This is a genomic window from Pseudomonas sp. H3_D04, assembly GCF_054669175.1.
In genome coordinates, this window is record NZ_CP162801.1 from 1,661,344 (window position 1) to 1,683,710 (window position 22,367).

Genomic DNA, 22,367 nt, shown 5'->3' on the forward strand with positions numbered 1-22,367 from the left:
CCAACGATGTCTGATTACAAAGCTCCTTTGCGCGACATGCGCTTCGTACTCAACGAGGTCTTCCAGGTGTCCCGGTTGTGGGCCAAATTGCCTGGCCTTGGCGAGGTGATCGATGAAGAAACGGCCGCTGCGATCCTTGAAGAGGCTGGCAAAATCAGTGGTGAGGTTATCGCACCGCTGAACCGCAGCAGCGACGAGCAGGGCTGCACCTGGAGCAACGGCACGGTCACGGCGCCGGACGGTTTTGTCGCGGCGTACCAGGCATTCGCCGATGGCGGTTGGGTGGGTGTTGGTGGTGATCCGCAGTTCGGTGGCATGGGCATGCCCAAGGCCATTTCGGCTCAGGTCGAGGAGATGGTCAACTCGGCCAGTCTGTCGTTCGGCCTGTACCCGATGCTGACCGCCGGTGCGTGCCTGTCGATCAATGCCCACGCCAGTCGGGAGCTCAAGGAACGCTATCTGCCGAACATGTACGCCGGCACCTGGACCGGTTCCATGTGCCTGACCGAGGCGCATGCCGGCACGGACCTGGGCCTGATTCGCACCCGTGCCGAACCTCAGGCCGACGGCAGTTTCAAGATCAGCGGCAGCAAGATCTTCATCACCGGCGGCGAGCACGACCTGACCGAAAACATCATTCATCTGGTACTGGCCCGGTTACCGGATGCACCCGCCGGTCCCAAGGGAATTTCGCTGTTTCTGGTGCCCAAGGTGCTGGTCAATACCGACGGCTCGCTGGGCGAACGCAACGCGCTGTCCTGCGGTTCCATCGAGCACAAGATGGGCATCAAGGCCTCGGCCACGTGCGTGATGAACTTTGACGGGGCGACCGGCTGGATCATCGATGCGCCGAACAAGGGCCTGGCGGCAATGTTCACCATGATGAACTACGAACGTCTGGGCGTGGGTATCCAGGGGCTGGCGTTGGGTGAGCGTTCGTACCAGAACGCCGTCGAATACGCCCGTGACCGTCTGCAAAGCCGTTCGCCGACGGGCGCGCAGAACAAGGACAAAGCGGCCGATCCGATCATCGTTCACCCGGATGTACGCCGCATGCTGTTGACCATGAAGGCCTTGAACGAAGGCGGGCGGGCGTTCTCCAGCTACGTGGCGCTGCAACTCGATATCGCCAAGTACAGTGATGACGCAGCGATCCGCAGTCGCGCCCAGGAACGGGTGTCGCTGCTGACCCCGGTGGCCAAGGCATTCCTCACCGACATGGGCCTGGAAACCACCCTCCACGGTCAGCAGATCCTCGGCGGCCACGGCTATATTCGCGAGTGGGGCCAGGAGCAATTGGTGCGCGATGTGCGCATCACCCAGATCTACGAAGGCACCAACGGTATCCAGTCCCTGGACTTGGTCGGGCGCAAAATCGTCGGCAGCGACGGGGCGCTCTACCGGCTGTTCGCTTCGGAAATCCGCAACTTTACCGCCAACGCCTGCGCTGACCTCGCCGAGTTCACCCAACCGTTGAACGCCGCCCTCGACACCCTCGACGAACTGACCGCATGGCTGCTGGACCGAGCCCAGAGCAACCCGAATGAAATCGGTGCGGCGTCGGTCGAGTACCTGCATGTATTCGGCTACACCGCGTACGCCTACATGTGGGCGCGAATGGCCAAGGCTGCCATGAGCACGCATTCCAAAGATGATTTCTACGCCAGCAAACTGGCGACCGCGCGCTTCTACTTCGCCCGTTTGCTGCCACGTATCCACTCGTTGAGCGCGTCGGCCAAGGCGGGCAGCGAATGCCTCTATCAATTGGATGCAGAGCAGTTCTGAGCCCACGTAAAAAGGACCGGGAACCACAACCATGATGGCGACAAAAATAATTCCGCCCGCCGACGGCGCCTATGCCTACCCCTTGCTGATCAAGCAATTGCTGCTGTCCGGCGTGCGCTACGAGCCGGGCCGGGAAATCGTGTATGCCGACAAACTGCGCTACAGCTACCAGACCCTCAACCAGCGGATCCGCCGACTGGCCAACGCCTTGACCGCTGCCGGCGTCAAGGCCGGGGATACGGTGGCCCTGCTCGACTGGGACAGTCATCGCTACCTGGAGTGCTTCTTTGCCATACCGATGATCGGCGCTGTGCTGCACACCGTGAACATCCGTCTTTCGCCGGATCAGGTGCTCTTCACCATGAACCATGCCGAGGATGACCTGGTGCTGGTGCATGATGATTTCCTGCCGCTGGTTGAACAGATTCACGGGCGGCTTGAAACCGTCAAAGGTTACCTGCAGCTCACGGACGACACAGCAACCGACACGTCGCTACCGGTGCTGGGGGAATATGAAAACCTGTTGTCCGGGGCCGCAGACCAATACGACTTTCCCGATTTCGATGAACACTCGGTGGCGACCCTTTTCTACACCACGGGCACCACTGGCGACCCTAAAGGCGTGTATTTCACCCATCGCCAACTGGTCCTGCATACCTTGAATGCCGTGGGCACTTTGGGCGTCTATCAGGGGTTGCCGCTGCTGCGCTCGGATGATGTCTACATGCCGATCACGCCGATGTTTCACGTGCATGCCTGGGGCGTGCCCTATGTTGCCACCCTGATGGGAATCAAGCAGGTGTACCCCGGTCGCTACGAACCCAACAGCCTGGTCAGGCTGTATCGGGAGGAGAAAGTCACGTTCTCTCACTGTGTGCCGACCCTTCTGCAAATGATCCTGGGCTGTGAGGAAGCGGCACACACCCGTTTTGATGGCTGGAAAATGCTCCTGGGCGGCAGCGCGCTGACCTTGGGCATAGCCAGCGAAGCGAACGCCAAAGGTATGCAGGTGCACAGCGGTTACGGCATGTCGGAAACCTGTCCATTGCTGTGCCTGACGTACCTGCGTGACGAAGACCTCGAACAATCCCCGCTAGCCCAACTGACTGCTCGTATCAAGACGGGCACGCCGGTGCCGATGGTCGACCTGAAAATCATCGACGCCAGTGGCAAAGACGTTGCCCATGACGGCGAGTCGCTGGGAGAGATCGTGGTGCGCGCGCCGTGGCTGACCCAGGGCTATTTGAAGGAACCGGAAAAGGGTGCAGAACTTTGGCGCGATGGCTGGCTGCACACCGGCGACATGGCTTCCATCGACGGGTTGGGCGGTGTGGAAATCAAGGATCGAATCAAGGACGTGATCAAGACAGGCGGGGAGTGGATCAGCTCCCTGGAACTGGAGAGCCTGATCAGCGAGCACGCCGCCGTGATGTCGGTCGCGGTCGTGGGCATCGCCGATGAGCAATGGGGCGAACGGCCCATGGCGCTGGTGGTGTCCGAACCGGGGCAGTACCTCGACCGCAAGATCCTGGAGACGCACCTGCAAGGGTTTGTCGAGCGCGGCCGCATCAACAAATGGGCGATCCCCAAGCAGTTCAAGTTCGTCGCCGAAATCCCCAAAACCAGCGTCGGGAAGATTGACAAGAAACTCATCCGGAAAAGCGTATCGAGTTGAAAGGCGTGGCGGGTGCAACAGGTCAGCGCCTTGGGCGCTGACACGTCTTGATTTCAGGGTTATTCGTCCTGTCACCAGGCCTGTGTTTTTACTATATTCGGTCCACATTTCGAACGTTCCATACGTCGACTTTCAGTCGCTCGGTGCGGAGCTCACGGTCCGCTGCGGGTATGTTGCCAACCCGTTACGCCCGGACAATTCATGCCGCCCCTGACCCTTAGAAAAGATTACTTCCAGACCGATGCCATGGCGCTGCTGATCGCCTTGCTGGTCGCCTCTTTCGTCGTCGTGTTCAAATTCTTTACCAACTTGAGCGTGGCGACGACGGTCCTGTACGTGACCCTGGTGCTGATGTCCGCCAATGTGTTTTCGGTGAAACTGGTGATCTGCGTCGCTTTGGCGTGTCTGTCAGTGCTGACCTTCATTTTTATCGTCGAACGCGATTACCTGAACACTGAAGCCGTGGGGGCTTATGTGCGTTGTATCGTTTCGTTGTCTGCCATCACTTTTCTAGCCTTGCGCAGCAAGCAACTGGCGGACACGTTGCGTCGTAACGAGACTTATCTGGTGGGTGCCCAACGGCTCAGCCAGGTCGGCAGCGTCGGGTTTCGGGTCGACCGTTCAGAGATTTTCTGGTCGGCGGAGACCGCGAGGATCTTCGAGTACTCAGTAAAAGAAACCCCCAGCATGCTGAAGATTCTGGCGCGCACGCACCCCGATGACCGGCATTTGGTCGAAAGCGTTTTCGACCAGGTCTCGCATCATGAACCGCGCCTGGAAGTCGAGCATCGGTTGCAGATGCCGGATGGTCGCATCAAGTACATCCACATGATTGCTCACCCCTTGCCGGCTCAACATAACGGCTTCGAGTACGTCGGCGCGGTGATGGATGTCACGGCAGCCAGAAAGTCTGAAGACGCGCTGTTCCAATCACAGTCACAGCTGGCGCATGTCACGCGCGTGACCTCGCTGGGCGAACTGGCTGCGTCCATTGCTCACGAGGTCAATCAGCCACTTGCCGCGATCAGAACCAGCGGTGAAGCCTGTCATCGCTGGCTCGACCGCAGCGAACCTGATCTCGGTGAAGTGCGCACATCGCTTGACCGCATGATCAGCAGTTCCAATCGCGCCAGCGAAGTCATTCGGCGCATCCGCACGCTTTCGCGTAACGGCGACCCTGAACGTCAGCGTGAATCTTTCAACGAGATCGTCAGTGACACGCTGGCCCTGGTGCAATACGAACTGAGCCGCAACCATGTGAAGTTGCGTGTGGAGCTGGCCGTGATACCGGTGCACGTCGGCGCCGACCGGGTGCAGCTTCAGCAAGTGATCCTGAACCTGATCATCAATGCCTGTCAGGCAATGACCGAGGTGGATCCACGCACGCGGATATTGAAGATCCGCACGTGGGTGCATAACGACGATGCCATTCTGGAAGTCAGGGATTGTGGCACCGGTATCACAGCCGAGGCGTTGCCATCGTTGTTCAATCCGTTCTTCACCACCAAGGCTGACGGGCTGGGCATGGGGCTTTCCATCTGCCGCTCCATCATCGAGTTCCATGAGGGACGCATCTGGGCAACCAGCAATCAAGGTGAAGGGGCGGTGTTCTCGATCGCGTTGCCTGCGCTCAAAAGTGAGTGCTGAGCACCGGTGAATTCCAGGCAAAAAAACGCCCGCCAAAAAAAACAGTGGCGGGCGCTTGGGAAGTGCCGGTTCGGCAAGGAGAGAGCCGAACCGGTCAGGGAAGAACATTCAGATCAAACGGCGACGCCATAGCCTTGCGCGATCCCGTCGAGGCGCAAGCGGTTGAAAGCCAGCAATCGCATGACGTAACCCAGCTTGATCGCGGTCGGACCGAGAATCGTCATCGCATGGGCGCCTATCAGTTCGGGTAACTTCAGGTAGGCCTCACATCCATACGCCAGGATGATCCCGACCAACAGCATCACCAGCCCGCCGATCAGCAATAGGTGCGACAGCTTCAACACACGGTGCGGATTTTCGAAAAAGTCATACATGTCGGTCAGCCCCTGGTGGATGTCGTGAAGCACAATGAACGCTCGCAGCGTTGTCGTTCGCCGAGTTGCGGCTCGGTCTCCCGAGGCCGCGAGCGGTCATTGTGAAGAGGTTCAGGCCACTGGAATCAACGGATCGGCAGCAGCCAGCGCAGTCGCGCGATCAGCCGCCGGCGGATAAATCCACACGGTGTTGATCTGGGTCTTGAGCTCCTTGGCCTCATGCCCGACCAGTTTCAATTGACGATCCCAGCCTTCGGTGAATACCGCGCCCCAGGCGCCTAGGTCCAGGCAGGTCACGTACTTGGGCTGGCTGTAGGTTATCGGTTCGACGCCCAGCAAATCCGCCGCGACGTTATTGCCGGCATAGCGGCCCAGTGAAATGGCGTGCTGGCAGGACATCCCGGCGAAGTTGCCAAGGGTGTCGGTGGCGGCGTACGCCACGTCACCCGCGGCGAAAACGTCGGCATGGCCCAGCACCTTCAGGTTGCCGTCGACGTGCAGACGGCCTTGCGGGTCGCGAGTGCCCACCACTTGTTCGGTGAGCGGGCTGGCGCGAAAGCCGACGGTCCAGATCACGGTGTTGGATTCAATGCGCTGGCCGTCGGCGAGCGTCACGCCGCCGGCATCGACCGACGCGACCGAGCTGTTGAGCACCCATTCGATCCCCAGGTGGTTCGACGCTTCGATGATGGATGGACGAATACCATCGCCCATCGAGGCGGCAATTTGCGGTCCGCGATCCACCACGATGACTCTGATGGAGGCATCGCTACCCAGCGCGGCACGCAAACGGGCGGGCATTTCGGTGGCCGTTTCAATCCCGGTAAAGCCACCACCGGCGACCACCACAGTGTTACGGGCGGTGCTGTACGGAAGGTTTTTCAGTGACTTGATGTGGGCTTCAAGACGGCTGGCTTCTTCGATCTGGTCGACGTCGAAAGCGTGTTCGATCATGCCTTCAAGCGCTGGACGAATCACGCGGCTGCCAGCGGCGAGCACCAGTCGGTCGTAGCTCAGCGTGCCTTGGGTACCAAACACGTCGCTGTAGGCGACTTGCTTGTTTTCCACATCAATATGATCAGCGCTGCCTTTGACGAATTTCACGCCCACAGCGTCGAACAGGTCGCCGAGCGGCGCCATCATGGTGTGGACATCCGCTTCATAGAAGCGCGGACGGATGCGCAATTCTGCCTGGGGAGCCAAAACGGTGATCTGCACGTCTTTACGGTCATGTTTGTCTAACAGACGGGCAGCGCTCAATGCGCTCCACACACCACCAAACCCTGCGCCGATTACTAAAATGTTCTGTTTCATGGGGTTGCTCCTGAAGACAAAAGTCGATCATTGAAGGGTTTGTCGGTTTAAGCGTGACCGTGATGCGGCTTGATCCAGGTGCGTGGCTTCAATGGAAAACCGCAACACTTAATCCGGCTTGGTTCGCTGTAGGAGATGGTATCGAGGGGGGATGGGCAGGGCACTTCTACATAGGGTAATTTGCGACACGCCTAAGTGTGGGGTGTGTATACCAAGGTATTAAAGCAAGGGAGCGTCGACGCTCAGGCCTTGCGATCGAGGATGTCTTCGAGGCAGGCCATCAGCTCGCCGCAGGGGAAGGGCTTGGGGAAATAAGCGACGGGCTCGGGGGATCTGTCGCTGACCCGGGGCGGCGAGCCTTGGTAGCCGGTGATGAAGATGACCGGCATCCTGATCCCCCTGGCCGATAACTCGTCATACATTTGAATGCCTGACATGCCGGGCATTTGTATATCGGAGATGAGGCAGCCGGTGTCTTGCGTCCCGGTGGCGGCGAGGAACGCTTCGGCGGTGGCATACACCCGCACGGTATAACCGTTGGAGCGCAACAGACTGTCGAGCGCCATGCGCACGGACTCATCATCGTCGACAACGGAAACAACAGCGGTATGGGGCATTTCAATCCCTGGACTGATATCAGGCAGCCCATCAAGGGCGCCCGCCATCAGCGCAAGATACGCCGTCCACCCGGGGGACGTACTATACGTGCGTATAAAACCTTACTGAGAACGATCGACGCCAAGTGCTTGCGCCATTCGTACCAGATCGGCGAAGGAGCGGGCGAACATCTTGCGCATGGCCTGACCACGGTGAATCTTTACCGTGATTTCGCTCAGGCCGATCTCTCCCGCAATCTGTTTGTTCATCAGCCCCGAGGCCGCCAGCGCCATGACGGTTTGCTCGCGCGGTGTGAGTGTCGCGTAGCGGCTGCGCAACTCCTCATTGCCACGTTCGGATTCGCGGCGCAGTTTGTCTCGGGCATGCGCGGCGGAAACGGCATCAATCAAATCCTGCTCGCGGAACGGTTTGGCCAGAAAATCCACGGCGCCTGCCTTCATGGCCCGGACCGTCATGGCGATGTCGCCGTGGCCGGTCATGAAGACGATCGGCACGTTGATATTGGCGGCCACCAACTCATTCTGGAAATCCAGCCCGCTGGTACCTTGCAGTCGCACATCCAGCACCAGGCAGCTGGGGATGTCGGGGCGGGCGTAGTTCATGAACTCGGTAACCGTGCCAAACAGCGCCACCTGTAATCCGATGGAGCGCAACAGGCTGCCGAGTGCTTCGCGCAGCGGGGCGTCATCATCGACGATATAGACCAGCGGCTCATGGTTCACGACTTTGTTCATAGGGTGATGTTCGTTCATGAGGCATCCATAGAGAGCAGTAATCCTGATTCAAGCGAAATGTTCTGCGTCAAAGCAATTTAGTCCGATTCGCATTGGGAGAGAAGCGGTAGCGCGAATTTGAATGACGCGCCATGCCCGACTGTACTGGTTACCCAGATCCGTCCCCCATGGAAATCGATGATTGAGCGGCAGATGGAAAGCCCCATGCCCAACCCGCGTTCCTTGGTGGTGAAGAATGGGTTGAACAATGAAGACAAAACGTCGGGCGCGATGCCCCAACCCTGGTCCGCCACTTCCACCACGGCCTCATCATCCGTTGCCCACGTGCGCACCTGCAGAAAACGGTCGCCAACCTTGACCCCGTCCATTGCGTGGCAGGCATTGACGACCAGATTGATGATGACTTGCTGCAATTGCACCCGGTCCGCATGCACGTAGTTCGAGTGCTCCGGGAGCTCGACTTTCAAGCTGATTTTGTGCAGGGCCAGCTCATGCTGGACCAGGCCAAGCGTCTGGCTGACGATGTCCTCCAGCGACTCGCGCTGTCGCAGTGGATCGGATTTGCGCGCCAGCGCGATGATTCGGCGGATGACATCGCTGGCGTGGCACGAACTGGCGATGATGCGATCAAGCGATTGCAGGGCTTCGTTCTGATCCGGCACTGGGCGATCAAGCCAGCGCCGACACGCTTCGCCGCTGCTGGTGATCGCCGTCAGTGGCTGGTTCACTTCATGGGCAATGGAAGCAGCAAGCTCACCGAGTGAAGTGACGCGCGTGACATGTGCCAATTGCGCCTGCATGCCGAACAGCGCCGTCTCGGCTTCCTTGCTGGCGGTGATGTCCATCAGCGCGCCAATGTATTCACAACGGTCCTGCTGTTCGAAGAGTGGGCTGGCAATCATATGTACATGCTTGATGCGGCCGTCGGGCATCAGCAGTCGGTGCTGGATTTCGAGCAGCGGCTCATGGCGCGCTGCTTTGGCAAACACCCCCTGCACCAAGGGCAGATCGTCGGGATGAGTCCGCGCCAGAACCATCGCCGCCGTCGGATGTTGGGTCAGGGGGTATTCGAAAATCCGCGCCGATTCGTCGGACCAGCTCATTGCTTCGTCGTCACCGCAGAAACCGACGCTGCCGGTTTGGCTCAAGCGCTGCGCGCCGATCAGGTACAGCTCGTTATGGCGCAGCCGGTCCGCGGCGTGTTTGCTGCGCAGGGCGAGAAAGGTGATTGCCGAGAGCGCCGTCAGGCACCGGAAAAAACCAGTGGTCGACTCCCAGCGTTCATAACCGCCGTTGTAAAAATACGTGGCTGTCAGCAGCACTATGCACATTAGTGCAATGTTGATCACCACGTTAATGGAGAACAGATTGGCCGCCATCAACAACAAGGTGATGTAAAGAATCGTCGGGGCGAAGTCGGATCGGGTTTCGGAGTTGATCACCAGGATGCCGATGACCACCACCAGGCCGACCAGCCAACCCAATGCGTTGATCAGTGGATTGGGACTAATGCTGGAGGCCGCGTCAACGGTCCTCGTGTCGGAGGTGCGCGGCGTGGCGGCGAATAAGTTGAAGAAAAATGGCGACGATTTGCGCGCAGTAGCTGACCTGTTGTTTTTCATCGTGGTCATGCATTCCTGATGTCATGGGGGCGGAGCATGGATGCCTATCGTAAAAGCAATGGTTTCCATCTAATAGGACATAAACCCCTGAAATACCGCCAAGTGCGCGCGCGTAGTCTTCCCGCGCTCCCGCTCATGCCCCCTCCCTATACTCAAGTATCGAACGCTAGACGCATGGATGAATGCGCTGTCCTCAGGTACGACAGACGTTCTGCGGCCACTTGCATAACCTGTTCATACACCGCGCATCGCTGCTCCGGATTGCTTGAAGGGGCGAGGTGACACCGCATCCTTTAACCTCAATGACCTGATGGTCGGGCGGTTTCCATGATGAACAGAAATGACCTGCGTCGTGCTGACATCAATCTGCTGGTGGTTTTCGAGTCGATGATGCACGAACGAAATGTCAGTCGTGTCGGCGAGAAGCTGTTTCTGGGCCAGCCCACCATCAGCAGCGCCCTGGGGCGTTTGCGCTTGATGTTTGACGACCCGCTGTTCATCCGGTCCGGTCGGGTCATGGAGCCTACCTCCCGTGCGGAAGAGATCTTTTCCAACCTTGCGCCAGCACTGGACGGCATTGCGGCGGCCCTGAGTCGTTGCCAGGCCTTCGATCCGGCGACCAGCGAAGCAACCTTTCATGTCGGTCTCTCGGATGATGTCGAATACGCGCTGCTGCCGACGCTGCTGCGCCGCCTGCGGACAGAGGCGCCGAACATGACGCTGGTGGTGCGCCGAGCGGATCACTGGCAGATGCCGCAGCTGTTGACTTCAGGGGACATCTCCCTGGGCATCAGTCACACCCTTGAGCTGCCGGCCAATGCCCGGCGCAAAACGCTGCGCTCGATTCGCCCGATGCTGTTGCGCGCCGATTCGCAGGCCGGTGAATTGGGGTTGGACGAATTCTGCCGACGCCCACATGCCGTGGTGTCGTCGATGGGCAATGTCATTGAAGACGCGGACAGCGCGCTGAGTCACCTGGGCCGTCATCGCAAGGTCGTGTTGACCGTGCCGCAATTCAGCGCGTTGCCGGTGCTCTTGGCCAACAGCGACATGATTGCCATCGTCCCGGACTACATTGCCCGGTCCATGGCCTTGATCGGTGGCCTGAGGGCCGAAGTAGCGCCGCTCGAACTGCCGCAGCAGGAACTTTCAATGGTCTGGCGCGGAGCGACGCACAACGACCCCGCCGAACGCTGGTTGCGCTCGCGCTGCAGCGCGTTTCTGGCTGAGCAGGATGGAACGCTCTGCCGCCCGGCGTCGGCCGAGGCCTTCACTTACGCCGTTGCCTGAGACGATCCAGACTTCCGGGAAGAAATAATGCTCATGTTCTTGCAAGAACACCCGCTGATTATCGGTGCCGTCCTGATGCTGCTGGACTTGTCACTGTGGCACTGCCTGGACGCCACCCAACCTGTGTTGCGGATCTGTTCACGAATGGTGTTGTTTGTGGCGTTCTCTTGGGTATTGATGGCAGCCGGCATCAGCCCGTTGCAGCCACCGCTGTGGCCTGACGACGCCATTCTGAATCTGGCGGCGACCGTTCTGGGCATCGCCTGGTGGCTGTTTGCGGCCAGGACGTTGACGGTGGTTCTGGGCAATGGCCTGACCTCGCGCGAAGGGCACACCGCACGCTTGTTGCATGACGTGATGGGGGCTGGCGTTTTCCTGATCGCCATCGTCGGCGCTGCGGCGTATGTCTTGCAGTTGCCGGTCAAAGGGTTGCTGGCGACTTCCGGGGCGATGGCGATCATTGTCGGCCTTGCGTTGCAGAGCACCTTGAGTGATGTGTTTTCCGGCATTGTGCTCAACACCACCAAGCCATACGACCTGGACGACTGGATTTCCATCGACGGCATTGAAGGCAAAGTGGTGGAAATTGACTGGCGTTCCACCCACCTGCTGACCGATCTGGGCAGTATGGCCGTCGTGCCCAACTCACTGGCGGCGAAAACCAAAATCCTCAATTTCAGCCGTCCCGGCAATGTGCACGGGGTCGTTGTGATCATCGCGATTCCCAGTCATGTGCGCCCACGGCGGGCCATGGACGCGCTGGAAAAAGCCTTGCAGGGCACCCGCGCCTTGCTCCCCGGATTCAAGCCGAAAGTGTCGGTGAAAAGCTCACACCTGGAATACAACGAATACGAACTCAAAGGCTTTATCGAATCGATTTCGCACAAGACCGAAGTGCGCAACCTGATGTTCGACCTCGCGCATCGGCACCTCGAAGCGGCGGGGGTGACGTGGCTTTCAGAACCGGCCGTTCAGGCATGGAGCCGGCCACGACGCTTGCTGGAAGACGTGAGAGTGTTCCGGTCGTTGAGCATGGAAGACCGTGACCGACTCGCCGACCACATGACGGCCGTGGACTATCAGGCCGATCAAGTGATTCTTGCGTTCGAAGAAATCGCCGACTGCCTCATGCTCATCAGTACCGGCGTGATCTCAGCGTCGATCCATGATGGCGAGCGTTTCATCGAAGCCGGACGCCTGGGCCCGGGCGAAGTCATGGGCGAGGAGGGCATCCTCGCGCAAGGACGCTCAAGAGCGGAATTTCGCAGCCTCACCAGCGGGCGTCTGTTCCGTATCGAGAAGGCCATGCTCGGCTCGCAATTGGAACACCACAGTGATCTGCAGCTCGCGCTGGATAATTTGCAGCACCAGCGCGAGGAGATTCGTGAGTCGGTGGTTGCGAAAAAAACGCCGCACATCAAGCGCAGCGGCTTACTCGGCTGGCTGCAGAAAAAACGCCTGCCGTCAGCGTGAGAAGCGGCTGCGGTATTCCCGAGGCGAAATCGAGAGGTGGCGGTGGAAGGTGTAGCGCATGCGCTCCTCATCGCCGAAACCGCACAACTGCGCGATCTGGTCGATGTTGCGCTGAGAGTCTTCGAGCATCCGCCGTGCAGCTTCCATGCGAAACAGCTCAAGTGCCTTCGCCGGTGTCCGTCCCACCTTGCGTTTGTAGACGCGGGAGAAGTTGCGCGGACTCATCTGGGCTTGTCGAGCCAGTGCTTCAACCGTCAGGCTGGCATCGCTGAGGTTCGCGCTGATCCACAGGTGCAAATCGTCGAAGCCGGCGCTGTCGTCCGTTTGAGATTGCAGCAGTTGGCTGAACTGCGCCTGACCACCGGGGCGCTTGAGAAATACCACCAGTTCCCGAGCCACCTGCAACGCGACCTCACGACCGCAATCGGCCTCGACCAACGCCAGCGCCATGTCGATGCCGGTGGTGACCCCGGCCGATGTCCAGACAGTTCCTTGCTGGACAAAAATCGCATCGATGTCGACATCAATCGTCGGGAAACCGCTCTTGAGCATGTCGCACATTGCCCAGTGCGTGGCGGCCCGCAGGCCTTCAAGTAGCCCTGCCTGGGCGAGCAGAAATGTGCCGCTGCACACCGAGGCCGTGCGTTTGGCCTTGACCGACGCCTCGCGCAACCAATTCACCAGGTCGACGCTGTCAATCATGGCCTGACGGATGTTCGGCGCTCCGGGCACGATCAGCGTATCGATCGCCATCCCGTTGAGTGAATGCAGGGCTGTGGTGTGGACCGATAGGCCTTCGGCGGTAGCGATCAATCCACCGTCGTGGCTTGCCGTGTGCAGCGAGTAGCCTGGCAGACCGCGTTCGGCCATGGCTTTGGAGGCGGCCCAGAACACGGTTTGTGCGCCGGTCAGGTCAAGCAAGCCCATCTGGGGGTACGCCAGGAACACCAGGCTGCGCGGCTGAGAGAGTGATTCATGGAGCGGGGCGGTGTCGTGAACAATGGAATTCATGGCTGCGTCGAGACTCGGTTATCGCTGTTATTGGCGATGAAGGGGTTTGACTGGCGCGATTGAAATAAGCCGGTATTGAAAACCTGTCAAGTTTTCGCGATCACTCAATCTGCGAATGGTTATACGCAGGAGCAGGCCCCGTTTTCCTGGCCGTAATTCAGGGTTATATGTCATATCGAATAACGGCGCCAATCGATAATATTTCCTGTTAGTCGACGATTCGTAACCGAATTCACTAAGCGACTAAGAACTAAAAAGATATCGCCCAAAACCTGTCTGGCTGTTTCTTTTCAGGGTTGGCAAAAACTGACGTTTGTTATGTAGAGCGCTGTCTTCACCAGGGCGCTCTCCCTGAATTTCCCCAGCATTCGCCAAGAGATCCGTTGTCATGGTCGATCAGTCACTACGCCTGAAATTTCGCCAGCCGTTGCTGGTGATCATGATCACTTTCGAATTGATGTTGAGCGGCTGCGGCTCGCTCCGCCGCCCGATGATTGATACGGTTTCCACCCCGCAGCCGACTCGCGAATTCGCGTCGTTGAATCGCTTCCGTTTTGTGGCCGATAACGCGCAGCAATCCATGGCGTTCATGCAAGCCTGGGAGGCGGATCGCAAAAAGGCCGGGAGAACGAGCATCACTGCGCTGGCGATCTCCGGGGGGGCCAATGGCGCGTTTGGCGCTGGGGTTCTGGTGGGCTGGAGTCGCAGTGGCACCCGCCCTGATTTCGATCTCGTGACCGGCGTCAGCACCGGTGCGTTGATCGCGCCACTGGCCTTTGCCGGGAAATACTGGGACCCGCGCCTGATTCGGGGTTACCGCAATGTCGGTGCGACGCAATTGACCGAGCGCGGCCTGGGCATGCTGGCGCGACCCTCGCTTTACAGTGGTGAACCGCTTGCAGCGATCATTGAGCACTACACCAGTGCGGCGTTGTTGCACGCCGTGGCGGATCAGCACCGTCTGGGTCGCCGTCTGCTGGTGGCGACCACCAACCTCGATACCCAGGAAACGCACATCTGGGACATGGGGGCCATTGCGCTGTCCGCTCAAGAACCCGGAAACGAACACCAGGCGCTGGCGCTGTTTCGCACGATCATGACCGCTTCAGCCAGCGTCCCGGGGATTTTTCCGCCGATACCGATTGCTGATGGTAATACCTCGGAGATCCATGCCGATGGCGGAGTCAATGTGCCTTTCCTGCTGTTGCCGGAAGCGTTGGTGCAGTGGCAGATCAATCAGCCGAGCCTGATGCCGGGCAAGATTTTCATCATCATCAACGCGCCGATGGCGCCCCGTAACAATCAATTGAGTGGCGGTGCCGTCGCTATCATGGGGCGTTCGTTCGACTCGCTGAGTCGCGCCAACCTGCGCATGCACGTTGCGATGGCCACGGCGTTTGCCCATCGCCATCACGTACAGCTCCGGTATGCGGCGCTGCCATCCGATCTGGATACAGATCCACTGGATTTCGAGGCCGCGCGCATGGCCGGTCTGTTCGACTTGGGTGTCGCCCGTTATACCGACCTGACACAAGGCCTCAGCGACGCCCCTCTGGCTGAAAGCGTGCCCTGAGCATCGAAGCTCATAAGATCAATGGTTGGGGACTTTGTCCGATAAATGAGAACGCCGCCCGATGAGGCGGCGTTTTCGTTATCTCTGGCTCAGGCGATCAGCGATTGGAGTTTCTTCAAGATCTGCGCGGAGGGATCGCCGTATTTGGCTTGGCTGGATTGCCGGGTATCCGGCTCGGTCACCACCCCCGCCAGAATTTCAGCCAGGTTGTGAAAGTGTCCGCTTTTCTTGTCCACTGGGTCTGCGCCAGTGTTGTGACCCAGGTTCAAGGCGGCTTCCAGAGACAGGCGTTGTGACAGCCATTCGGGCGTGGCCTTTTCTTCCGGGCTCATGTTATTCATAAAATCCAGTGCCGCCCGGGCGCGACCAAAAGGGTCGTTGGCAAACGGATCTTTCCAGTTTTGCTGTTGGTCCGCCGGGCCACTGTAATAGCCGGTGGCAAGCCGCCCCTGCTGACGCATCAAGGCTTGTGCCGAGGCCTGTTCCTGCGCCGTGAAAATCCCGCCTTCATTGGTGGCCACTGCATTCAGCGAACGACGATCCAGATCACCCATCAGGCCATTACGGTCCTCATCGCTGCCGGTGTACGGTTTGCCGCTGGCGTTCATCTGGGCGTATTTCTCATCCATGCGCTTGCGAGCATCGGTGGCCACTTGCTCAAACGTCTTGTCCTTCGAACTCGAGACCGCGCCCGGCTTGGAGGCGCCTAACACCAGGGCATCGGCATTCATGCCTTCGCGCACGGGGAAATACGGCGCATTGCCTGCGATCGATTTGCTGTAGTCGGTAGAGGTGCTGGAGAGACTTACCGAATCGGCCTCTTTCGCTTTGACCGGTGGCGCCTCGTCCTGGGCCATGCGCTGCTGAGCTTCAGTGGCGGATTGAGTGTCGACGGCAGTCGTGTAGGCAGACATCGCACTTTTCGATGCGGTGGAACCGATTAACATTGGTCTTCCTTGGCGAGTGAGTCGCGGCGTCAGGCAGGAATGGAAGATGCGTTGTCCGTGAATACATCATCTTTCGGACAGCGTCACCATCATCCATAGGTTTAGTCGGCCCTCAATGCCGCTGGAGCAGGGCGGCTTCGATGCAGCTCAGCAGTCTGTCGGCGTCACAGGGTTTGGACAGGCAGGCGATCAGCTCTGGATTGTGGGCACTCAGGGCGGGCGCCGCACCAGGGTAGGCGGTAATGAGAATCGTGGGGATGTGAAAGCCCATCGAGACCAGCCGCTCACACATCTCGACACCGCTCATTCCCGGCATTTGAATATCGGACACCAGGCAATGGGTTTCAGCCGACACGTTTGCGTCGAGAAACGCCAAGGCGCTGCTGTAGGTTCGGGTCTGATAACCGCCGGACCTTAACAGGCTTTGCAGGGCACTCCGTACGGAGTCGTCATCGTCGACAATCGCAATAATTGCTGTCGTACGGATGGCAGTGGTTTGCGTCATTGGGTTTTCTCGTGACAGCACTTGTCGTCACTACAAGATACGCAGTCCAGATGGGGGGGAAAGTATACCTATGTATGACTGACTAACCTTTAGGTGTTGATGCCGCAGCCGCCGTTCAGTGCCATCTTGCGCAGTACTCAGACCCTTGGCAGCCCCGGAAGCCACGTCCGTGCGATGGTGCCGGCAACTGGAATTCATTGGACGATCAGTCGACAGATTAAAGCAGCAGGCCATACTGCGGCATGTCCAACTCTAATGGATTCCAGAATGCAAATACTGTGGGACGATGGTGAGCGCACGTTCAGTCGGGAGCGACGCTGCCAGGGCGGCAGTGATCGCACGGTTCTCCTGGCGCGAGCGGCAGCGGAGCAACCGCATCCAGCCTGCCTGGGCCGCATCGTGCATGAGTTCGGCCTGAAGGACGAACTGGACGAGAGTTGGGCGCTCAGGCCCCTCGAACTGGTGCGCGAAGCTGGCCAGATGCACTTGGTGCTTGAGGATGTCGGCGGTGAACCGCTGGTGCAGCTGCTTGCCGCACCCATGCAAACGTCGCCGTTCTTGCAGCACGCCATCAGCATTGCGGTGGCGTTGGGCAAGCTCCATCAGCGCGGGCTTGTTCACAAAGACATCAAGCCCAGCCATATCCTGGTGAACTGTGCCGACGGGCAAGCGCGCCTGACCGGATTCGGGTTGACCTCGCGGTTACCGCGCGAGCGGCAGGCGCCCGAAACCATGGCGGGAACACTCGCTTACATGGCGCCGGAGCAGACCGGCCGGATGAATCGCTCGATCGATTCGCGCAGCGACCTGTATTCCTTTGGCATCACGCTTTACCAGATGTTGACCGGCTCGCTGCCATTCACGGCGACCGATCCGATGGAATGGGTGCATTGCCATATCGCCAAAAAACCGGTGGCGCCTGGTTTGCGCGTTGAAACCATACCGCCAGTGATCTCCGATATCGTCATGAAGCTGCTCGCCAAGACCGCCGAGGAGCGCTATCAGACCGCGTCCAGCGTGGAACATGATTTGCGCCAGTGCCTGGCGGATTGGGAGCGCCTGGGCACCATCAACGCCTTCGCGTTGAGCGAGCATGGCACCTCGGAACGCCTGCTGATCCCCGAAAAACTGTACGGTCGCGAGCAAGAGGTCGACACACTGATTGCCGCATTCGGTCGGATCGTTGCCAACGGCGCGCCGGAACTGGTGTTGGTCACCGGGTATTCGGGCATCGGCAAGTCTTCGGTGGTCAACGAACTGCACAAAGTGTTAGTGCCGCCACGCGGAATTTTCGTGTCCGGCAAGTTCGATCAGTATCGCCGTGATGTTCCCTACGCAACGTTGGTGCAGGCCTTTCAAAGCCTGGTGCGCACGCTATTGGGCAAGAGTGACGCCGAACTGGCGGACTGGCGTGAGAAGTTGCATAAGGCACTGGAGGCCAATGCACGGCTCATGACCGATCTCATCCCGGAGCTGAAACTGGTCATCGGCGAACCGCCACCGGTCCCCACACTCGATCCGCAACAGGCGCAACGGCGTTTCCTGGTGGTGTTCCGCAACTTCATCGGCGTTTTCGCCCGGGCCGAACATCCGCTGGCATTGTTTCTTGATGATCTGCAATGGCTCGACGTCGCCACGCTCGACCTGTTGGAGGATCTGCTCACCAGCGCCGACATGCGACATCTGTTGCTGGTTGGGGCTTATCGCAGCAATGAGGTGGATGTCACGCATCCACTGACGACCAAGCTCAAGTCCATCCGCAAGGCTGGGGGCCGGGTCCATGAGATCATGCTGGCACCGCTCGCCAGGACCCACATTGAGCAGTTGATTGCCGAGACCCTTCACGAAGAGATCGTGCGAGTCGAACCTTTGGCGCAGCTGATCGAGGACAAGACCGCCGGCAATCCTTTTTTCGTGATTCAGTTTCTGCAGGCACTCGCCGAAGCGCAGTTGCTGACCTTCGATCATGGCGCACGCCGCTGGTGCTGGGACCCCAATCGCATCCACGCCATGGGCTACACAGACAACGTTGTAGACCTGATGGTCGCTAAACTCGCCCGACTGCCTGCCGAGACACAGCGGGCGCTGCAGCATCTGGCGTGCCTGGGCAACGTCGCTGCAATCGCTACGCTTTCCCTGGCACTGGGCCTGTCGAAGTCACAGTTGCGTGCGGTGATGTGGGAGGCGATCCGACTGGAACTGGTCGAGCGCCTGGACGGGGCGTTCGGTTTCGTCCACGACCGCATCCATGAGGCGGCGTATTCGCTGATCCCCGTCGAACTGCGCCCCCACACGCACCTGCGAATAGGGCGGTTACTGGCCGCACAAACGCCGGTGTCAGTGTTGGATGAGGCGATCTTTGACATCGTGGGTCAACTCAATCAAGGCGCGGCACTGCTCACCGACACCAGTGAAAAGGAACAACTGGCCGAGTTCAACCTGATCGCCGGCCAGCGCGCGAAGGCATCTAGCGCCTATGCGTCAGCGCTCAACTACCTCACCACCGGCGTCCAGTTGCTGGACGAGGAGTGTTGGGTGCGGCGCCACACGTTGCGCTTTGAAATGGAGTTGAACCGGGCCGAGTGCGAGTTCCTGACCGGGCAACTGGCCGTCGCGGACACTCGCCTGACGACACTGTCGGCACACGCGACGACGACGGTCGAACGAGCCAATGTCGCTTGCTTGCAGATGGACGTCTACTTGCTTCTGGACCGCAGCGACGGCGCCGTGGCGGTCTGCCTCGCTTACCTGCGGCATGTGGGCATCGAGTGGTCTGCCCATCCGAGCGACGATGAAGTGCGCGAAGAATATGACCACATCTGGTCGTTGCTGGGCAGCCGACAGATCGAGGAACTCATCGACCTGCCGTTGATGGACGATGCGGCGTCACTGATGACCGTCAACACACTGGGCAAGCTCTTTGCACCCGCCTTGCAGACGGACGCGAACCTGGCTTGCCTGCTGATTTGCAAAGCGGTCAGTCTCAGCCTCGAACGGGGTAACTGCGACGCCTCATGTGTGCTTTATGCCAACGTCTTCAGAGTGGCCGGAAGGCGCTTCGGTGACTACCAGGCGGGGTTCCGGTTTGGGCAACTCGGCTGTGATCTTGTGGAGCAACGCGGCCTTAAGCGATTCGAGGCCAGCACCTATTTATGCTTCTCGAGTTTTGCCGTCCGCTGGATGAAACCCGTAGAGCAATGTCGCGACCTGCTGCATCGGGCCTTTGTCGCGGCGAACCGCATAGGCGACCTTCCATACGGCGCTTATGCAGGCAATTGCCTCACCTCCGATTCACTGTTCGCCGGGGATTCGCTTCCCGAGCTCCAGGCCGAAGCCGAACGGGGGCTGGCGTACGCGAGGAAAGTCCGTTTTGGTCTGGTCATTGATTTCATGGTGACGCAGCTTGCCCTGATCCGAATGCTCCGAGGCCTGACGCCTGCCTTCGGTTGCTTCGACGACGGACAGTTCGAGGAACGCGAGACCGAAGCCCATCTGTCCAGCAGTCCGGACCTGGCATTGGCCGCTTGTTGGTACTGGGTTCGTAAACTGCAAGCGCACTACATGGCCGACGAAATCGAGGCGGCAATGTCCGCTTCCGCCAAGGCGCGGCAGTTGCTCTGGACGTCCTACTCGTTTTTCGAGGAAGCCGAGTATCACTTCTACGACGCGCTGGCCCGGGCCGCCTCGTGTGATGGCGTTTCGGGTGAGCAACGTGCGCAGAACCTGCTCGCCATGCAGGCCGACCATGCGCAGCTGCAGACGTGGGAGCAGCAATGTCCTGAGAATTTCGCGAGCCGGGCCGCACTGGTCGGTGCCGAAATCGCCCGTCTGCAAGGGCGCCTCATTGAGGCCGAGCTGCTGTACGAGCAGGCGATCAAAACGGCGCAGGAAAGCGGTTTCATCCACATCGAAGCGTTGGCCAACGAACTTGCCTCACGCTTCTACGCGGCCCGCGGTCTTGGCAAGATTGCCCGTGTCTATTTGCAGGATGCCCGGTATGGCTACTTGCGCTGGGGCAGCGATGGCAAGGTGCGTCAGCTTGAAGCCAAGTATCCGTCGCTCAGGACTGAAGAACACGCGCCTGGCGCGATAACGACCATGGCCACCCCGGTCGAGCACCTTGACCTCGCCACCGTTCTCAAGGTGTCGCAGGCCGTGTCGAGTGAAATCGTGCTGGAGAAACTGATTGATACGGTGATGCGCACGGCGATTGAATTGGCGGGTGCCGAGCGCGGCCTGTTGATTCTGTGCAAGGGCGCCGAGTACCGCATCGCCGCGCAGGTGACCGCCGGTGACAGCGCTGCGCAACTGCGCGATGCGCCGGTCAGCATGGAACTGATGCCCGAATCCGTGTTGAACCATGTCATGCGCACCCGGGAGAGTGTGTTTCTGGACGATGCCGTGACGCAGTCGCCCTTCGCCGCAGACGCTTATATTCGTCAGCATCGCACCCGTTCTGTTCTGTGCTTGCCGTTGATGAACCAGGCCAATCTGGTCGGCGCGCTCTACCTCGAAAACAATCTGAGCGTGCGGGTGTTCAGTCCGGACCGCGTCGCGATTCTCAAACTGGTGGCGTCGCAGGCGGCCATTTCACTGGAAAACGCCCGTCTGTACCGCGAGGTCGGGGAGCGCGAAGCGAAGATCCGGCGCCTCGTTGATGCCAACATTATCGGGATCGTCGTGTGGAACGCCGACGGCGACATTCTGGAAACCAATGACGCTTTTCTCAGCATGCTGGGTTACGCCCGGGAGGATCTGGACAAGGGCCTTTTGAGTTGGCGTGACCTGACGGTCCCGGAGTTTCGCGACAACAGCGAACGCTCGATGGTGATGGCGGTGCAAACCGGACATGCCCAGCCTTTCGAAAAGGAATACTTCAAAAAGGACGGCAGTCGCCTGCCGGTTATCGTGGGCCTGGCCATGATCGAACCTGGCAGCACGGAAGGGGTCGCTTTTGTGCTGGATCTCACCGAGCGCAAGGAGGCGGAAGAAAAAATCCGTGACAGCGAACGTCGATATCGCGAGGTTCAGACGGAGTTGGCCCATGCAAACCGCGTGGCGACCATGGGCCAGTTGGTGGCGTCCATCGCTCATGAAGTCAATCAACCCATTGCCGCCGCCATCCTTAACGCCAATGCGGCGAAACGCTGGCTCAACGCCCAGCCCCCTGAACTCGTCGAGGTTCGTCAGGTACTCGACAGCCTCATCAAGGATGCCAATCGCGCGGCTGATGTGCTGGGACGAATCCGCGGTCATATTCGCAAGGCGCCGCAGCCCAAGGGGCCAGTCGATATTCATTCGGCAGTCGGCGAAATGATCGAGTTCACCCGGGGCCAGATGATGAAAAACGGGGTGTTGTTGGACACTCGACTCATGGACGGGTTGCCATCCATTGAGGGGGATCGGGTCGAGCTGCAACAGGTTCTGCTCAACTTGATCATGAATGCGTTGGAAGCCATGAGTAGCAACCCTGAAGGCGAACGTCGACTGTTGATCAGCGCAGGTGAGGGCGACTCAGGCTACTTGCTGATCAGCGTCAGCGATTCGGGCCCCGGGTTTGAGGCAGAAACCGCTGAGCGGATCTTCACCTCGTTTTACACCACCAAACCTGCGGGTCTGGGGATGGGCTTGTCGATCTGTCGCTCGATCATCGAGGCCCATGGTGGCCGGTTGTGGGCAAGCGCTCATCAACCTTGCGGGGCCACGGTCCAATTCACGCTGCCTGTTGCGACGGATTGAACCTGACACCGCTCGCATTCGCCGTGTTACGCCCGGAATGTTTACGCTTCTGGGCGTAAC

General features: G+C 59.4%; 15 protein-coding genes. 7 read left to right on the forward strand and 8 right to left on the reverse strand.

The annotated features are described in order from the left end of the window. Positions 1 to 6: 6 nt before the first annotated feature. From AB4N91_RS07860 to AB4N91_RS07870, 3 genes are all read left to right on the forward strand, one after another. Positions 7 to 1,785: an acyl-CoA dehydrogenase C-terminal domain-containing protein gene (locus tag AB4N91_RS07860; RefSeq protein ID WP_083376326.1), complete on the forward strand. Its 1,779-nt coding sequence runs from the start codon at positions 7 to 9 to the stop codon at positions 1,783 to 1,785. A 31-nt stretch (positions 1,786 to 1,816) separates the two neighbouring features. Next, positions 1,817 to 3,460 carry a fatty acid--CoA ligase gene (locus tag AB4N91_RS07865; RefSeq protein WP_010455822.1) on the forward strand — a complete coding sequence of 548 codons (1,644 nt, stop codon included), beginning with the start codon at positions 1,817 to 1,819 and terminating at the stop codon, positions 3,458 to 3,460. Positions 3,461 to 3,661: 201 nt separating this feature from the next. After that, entirely contained in the window at positions 3,662 to 5,107 is a 1,446-nt protein-coding gene (locus tag AB4N91_RS07870; protein ID WP_010455821.1) for a sensor histidine kinase, read from the forward strand. Positions 5,108 to 5,220: 113 nt separating this feature from the next. On the opposite strand, the gene AB4N91_RS07875 is transcribed toward AB4N91_RS07870, so the two are convergent. The 5 genes from AB4N91_RS07875 to AB4N91_RS07895 all read right to left on the reverse strand — a co-directional run bounded on the left by AB4N91_RS07875 (position 5,221) and on the right by AB4N91_RS07895 (position 9,769). Then, on the reverse strand, positions 5,221 to 5,481 hold the full coding sequence (locus AB4N91_RS07875) for a hypothetical protein (protein ID WP_010455820.1): 261 nt from the start codon (positions 5,479 to 5,481) through the stop codon (positions 5,221 to 5,223). A gap of 111 nt (positions 5,482 to 5,592) precedes the next feature. Further along, positions 5,593 to 6,795, reverse strand: coding sequence for an NAD(P)/FAD-dependent oxidoreductase (locus AB4N91_RS07880; protein WP_010455816.1), 1,203 nt, complete (start codon positions 6,793 to 6,795; stop codon positions 5,593 to 5,595). Positions 6,796 to 7,037: 242 nt separating this feature from the next. After that, positions 7,038 to 7,412 carry a response regulator transcription factor gene (locus AB4N91_RS07885; protein WP_042933056.1) on the reverse strand — a complete coding sequence of 125 codons (375 nt, stop codon included), beginning with the start codon at positions 7,410 to 7,412 and terminating at the stop codon, positions 7,038 to 7,040. 102 nt (positions 7,413 to 7,514) lie between these two features. After that, positions 7,515 to 8,165: a response regulator transcription factor gene (locus tag AB4N91_RS07890; RefSeq protein ID WP_042932731.1), complete on the reverse strand. Its 651-nt coding sequence runs from the start codon at positions 8,163 to 8,165 to the stop codon at positions 7,515 to 7,517. A gap of 59 nt (positions 8,166 to 8,224) precedes the next feature. Beyond that, the gene (locus AB4N91_RS07895; RefSeq protein WP_460112272.1) at positions 8,225 to 9,769 is read right to left on the reverse strand and encodes a sensor histidine kinase; all 1,545 of its coding nucleotides are present in this window, start codon (positions 9,767 to 9,769) and stop codon (positions 8,225 to 8,227) included. A gap of 327 nt (positions 9,770 to 10,096) precedes the next feature. Between AB4N91_RS07895 and AB4N91_RS07900 the strand changes: the two genes are divergently transcribed. Then, the gene (locus AB4N91_RS07900; RefSeq protein WP_049870754.1) at positions 10,097 to 11,059 is read left to right on the forward strand and encodes a LysR family transcriptional regulator; all 963 of its coding nucleotides are present in this window, start codon (positions 10,097 to 10,099) and stop codon (positions 11,057 to 11,059) included. Between the two features lie 27 nt (positions 11,060 to 11,086). Beyond that, entirely contained in the window at positions 11,087 to 12,532 is a 1,446-nt protein-coding gene (locus AB4N91_RS07905) for a mechanosensitive ion channel family protein (protein WP_042932733.1), read from the forward strand. Here AB4N91_RS07905 and AB4N91_RS07910 read toward each other — a convergent pair. Further along, entirely contained in the window at positions 12,524 to 13,543 is a 1,020-nt protein-coding gene (locus tag AB4N91_RS07910) for a GlxA family transcriptional regulator (protein ID WP_010455806.1), read from the reverse strand. The genes AB4N91_RS07905 and AB4N91_RS07910 overlap by 9 nt on opposite strands. 388 nt (positions 13,544 to 13,931) lie before the next feature. Between AB4N91_RS07910 and AB4N91_RS07915 the strand changes: the two genes are divergently transcribed. Then, on the forward strand, positions 13,932 to 15,116 hold the full coding sequence (locus tag AB4N91_RS07915) for a patatin-like phospholipase family protein (RefSeq protein WP_460112273.1): 1,185 nt from the start codon (positions 13,932 to 13,934) through the stop codon (positions 15,114 to 15,116). 89 nt (positions 15,117 to 15,205) lie between these two features. Here AB4N91_RS07915 and AB4N91_RS07920 read toward each other — a convergent pair whose 3' ends face one another. Both AB4N91_RS07920 and AB4N91_RS07925 read right to left on the reverse strand, forming a co-directional pair. Then, complete coding sequence (locus AB4N91_RS07920) at positions 15,206 to 16,063, reverse strand: hypothetical protein (protein ID WP_154912632.1); 858 nt, start codon at positions 16,061 to 16,063, stop codon at positions 15,206 to 15,208. A gap of 112 nt (positions 16,064 to 16,175) precedes the next feature. Next, positions 16,176 to 16,568, reverse strand: a complete 393-nt coding sequence (locus AB4N91_RS07925; protein WP_010455803.1) for a response regulator transcription factor — start codon at positions 16,566 to 16,568, stop codon at positions 16,176 to 16,178. A gap of 267 nt (positions 16,569 to 16,835) precedes the next feature. Here AB4N91_RS07925 and AB4N91_RS07930 point away from each other — a divergent pair, with 267 nt between their 5' ends. Further along, positions 16,836 to 22,307 (forward strand): trifunctional serine/threonine-protein kinase/ATP-binding protein/sensor histidine kinase, encoded by a 5,472-nt coding sequence (locus AB4N91_RS07930; protein ID WP_154912633.1) that lies wholly within the window; start codon positions 16,836 to 16,838, stop codon positions 22,305 to 22,307. The last annotated feature ends 60 nt before the right edge of the window (positions 22,308 to 22,367 follow it).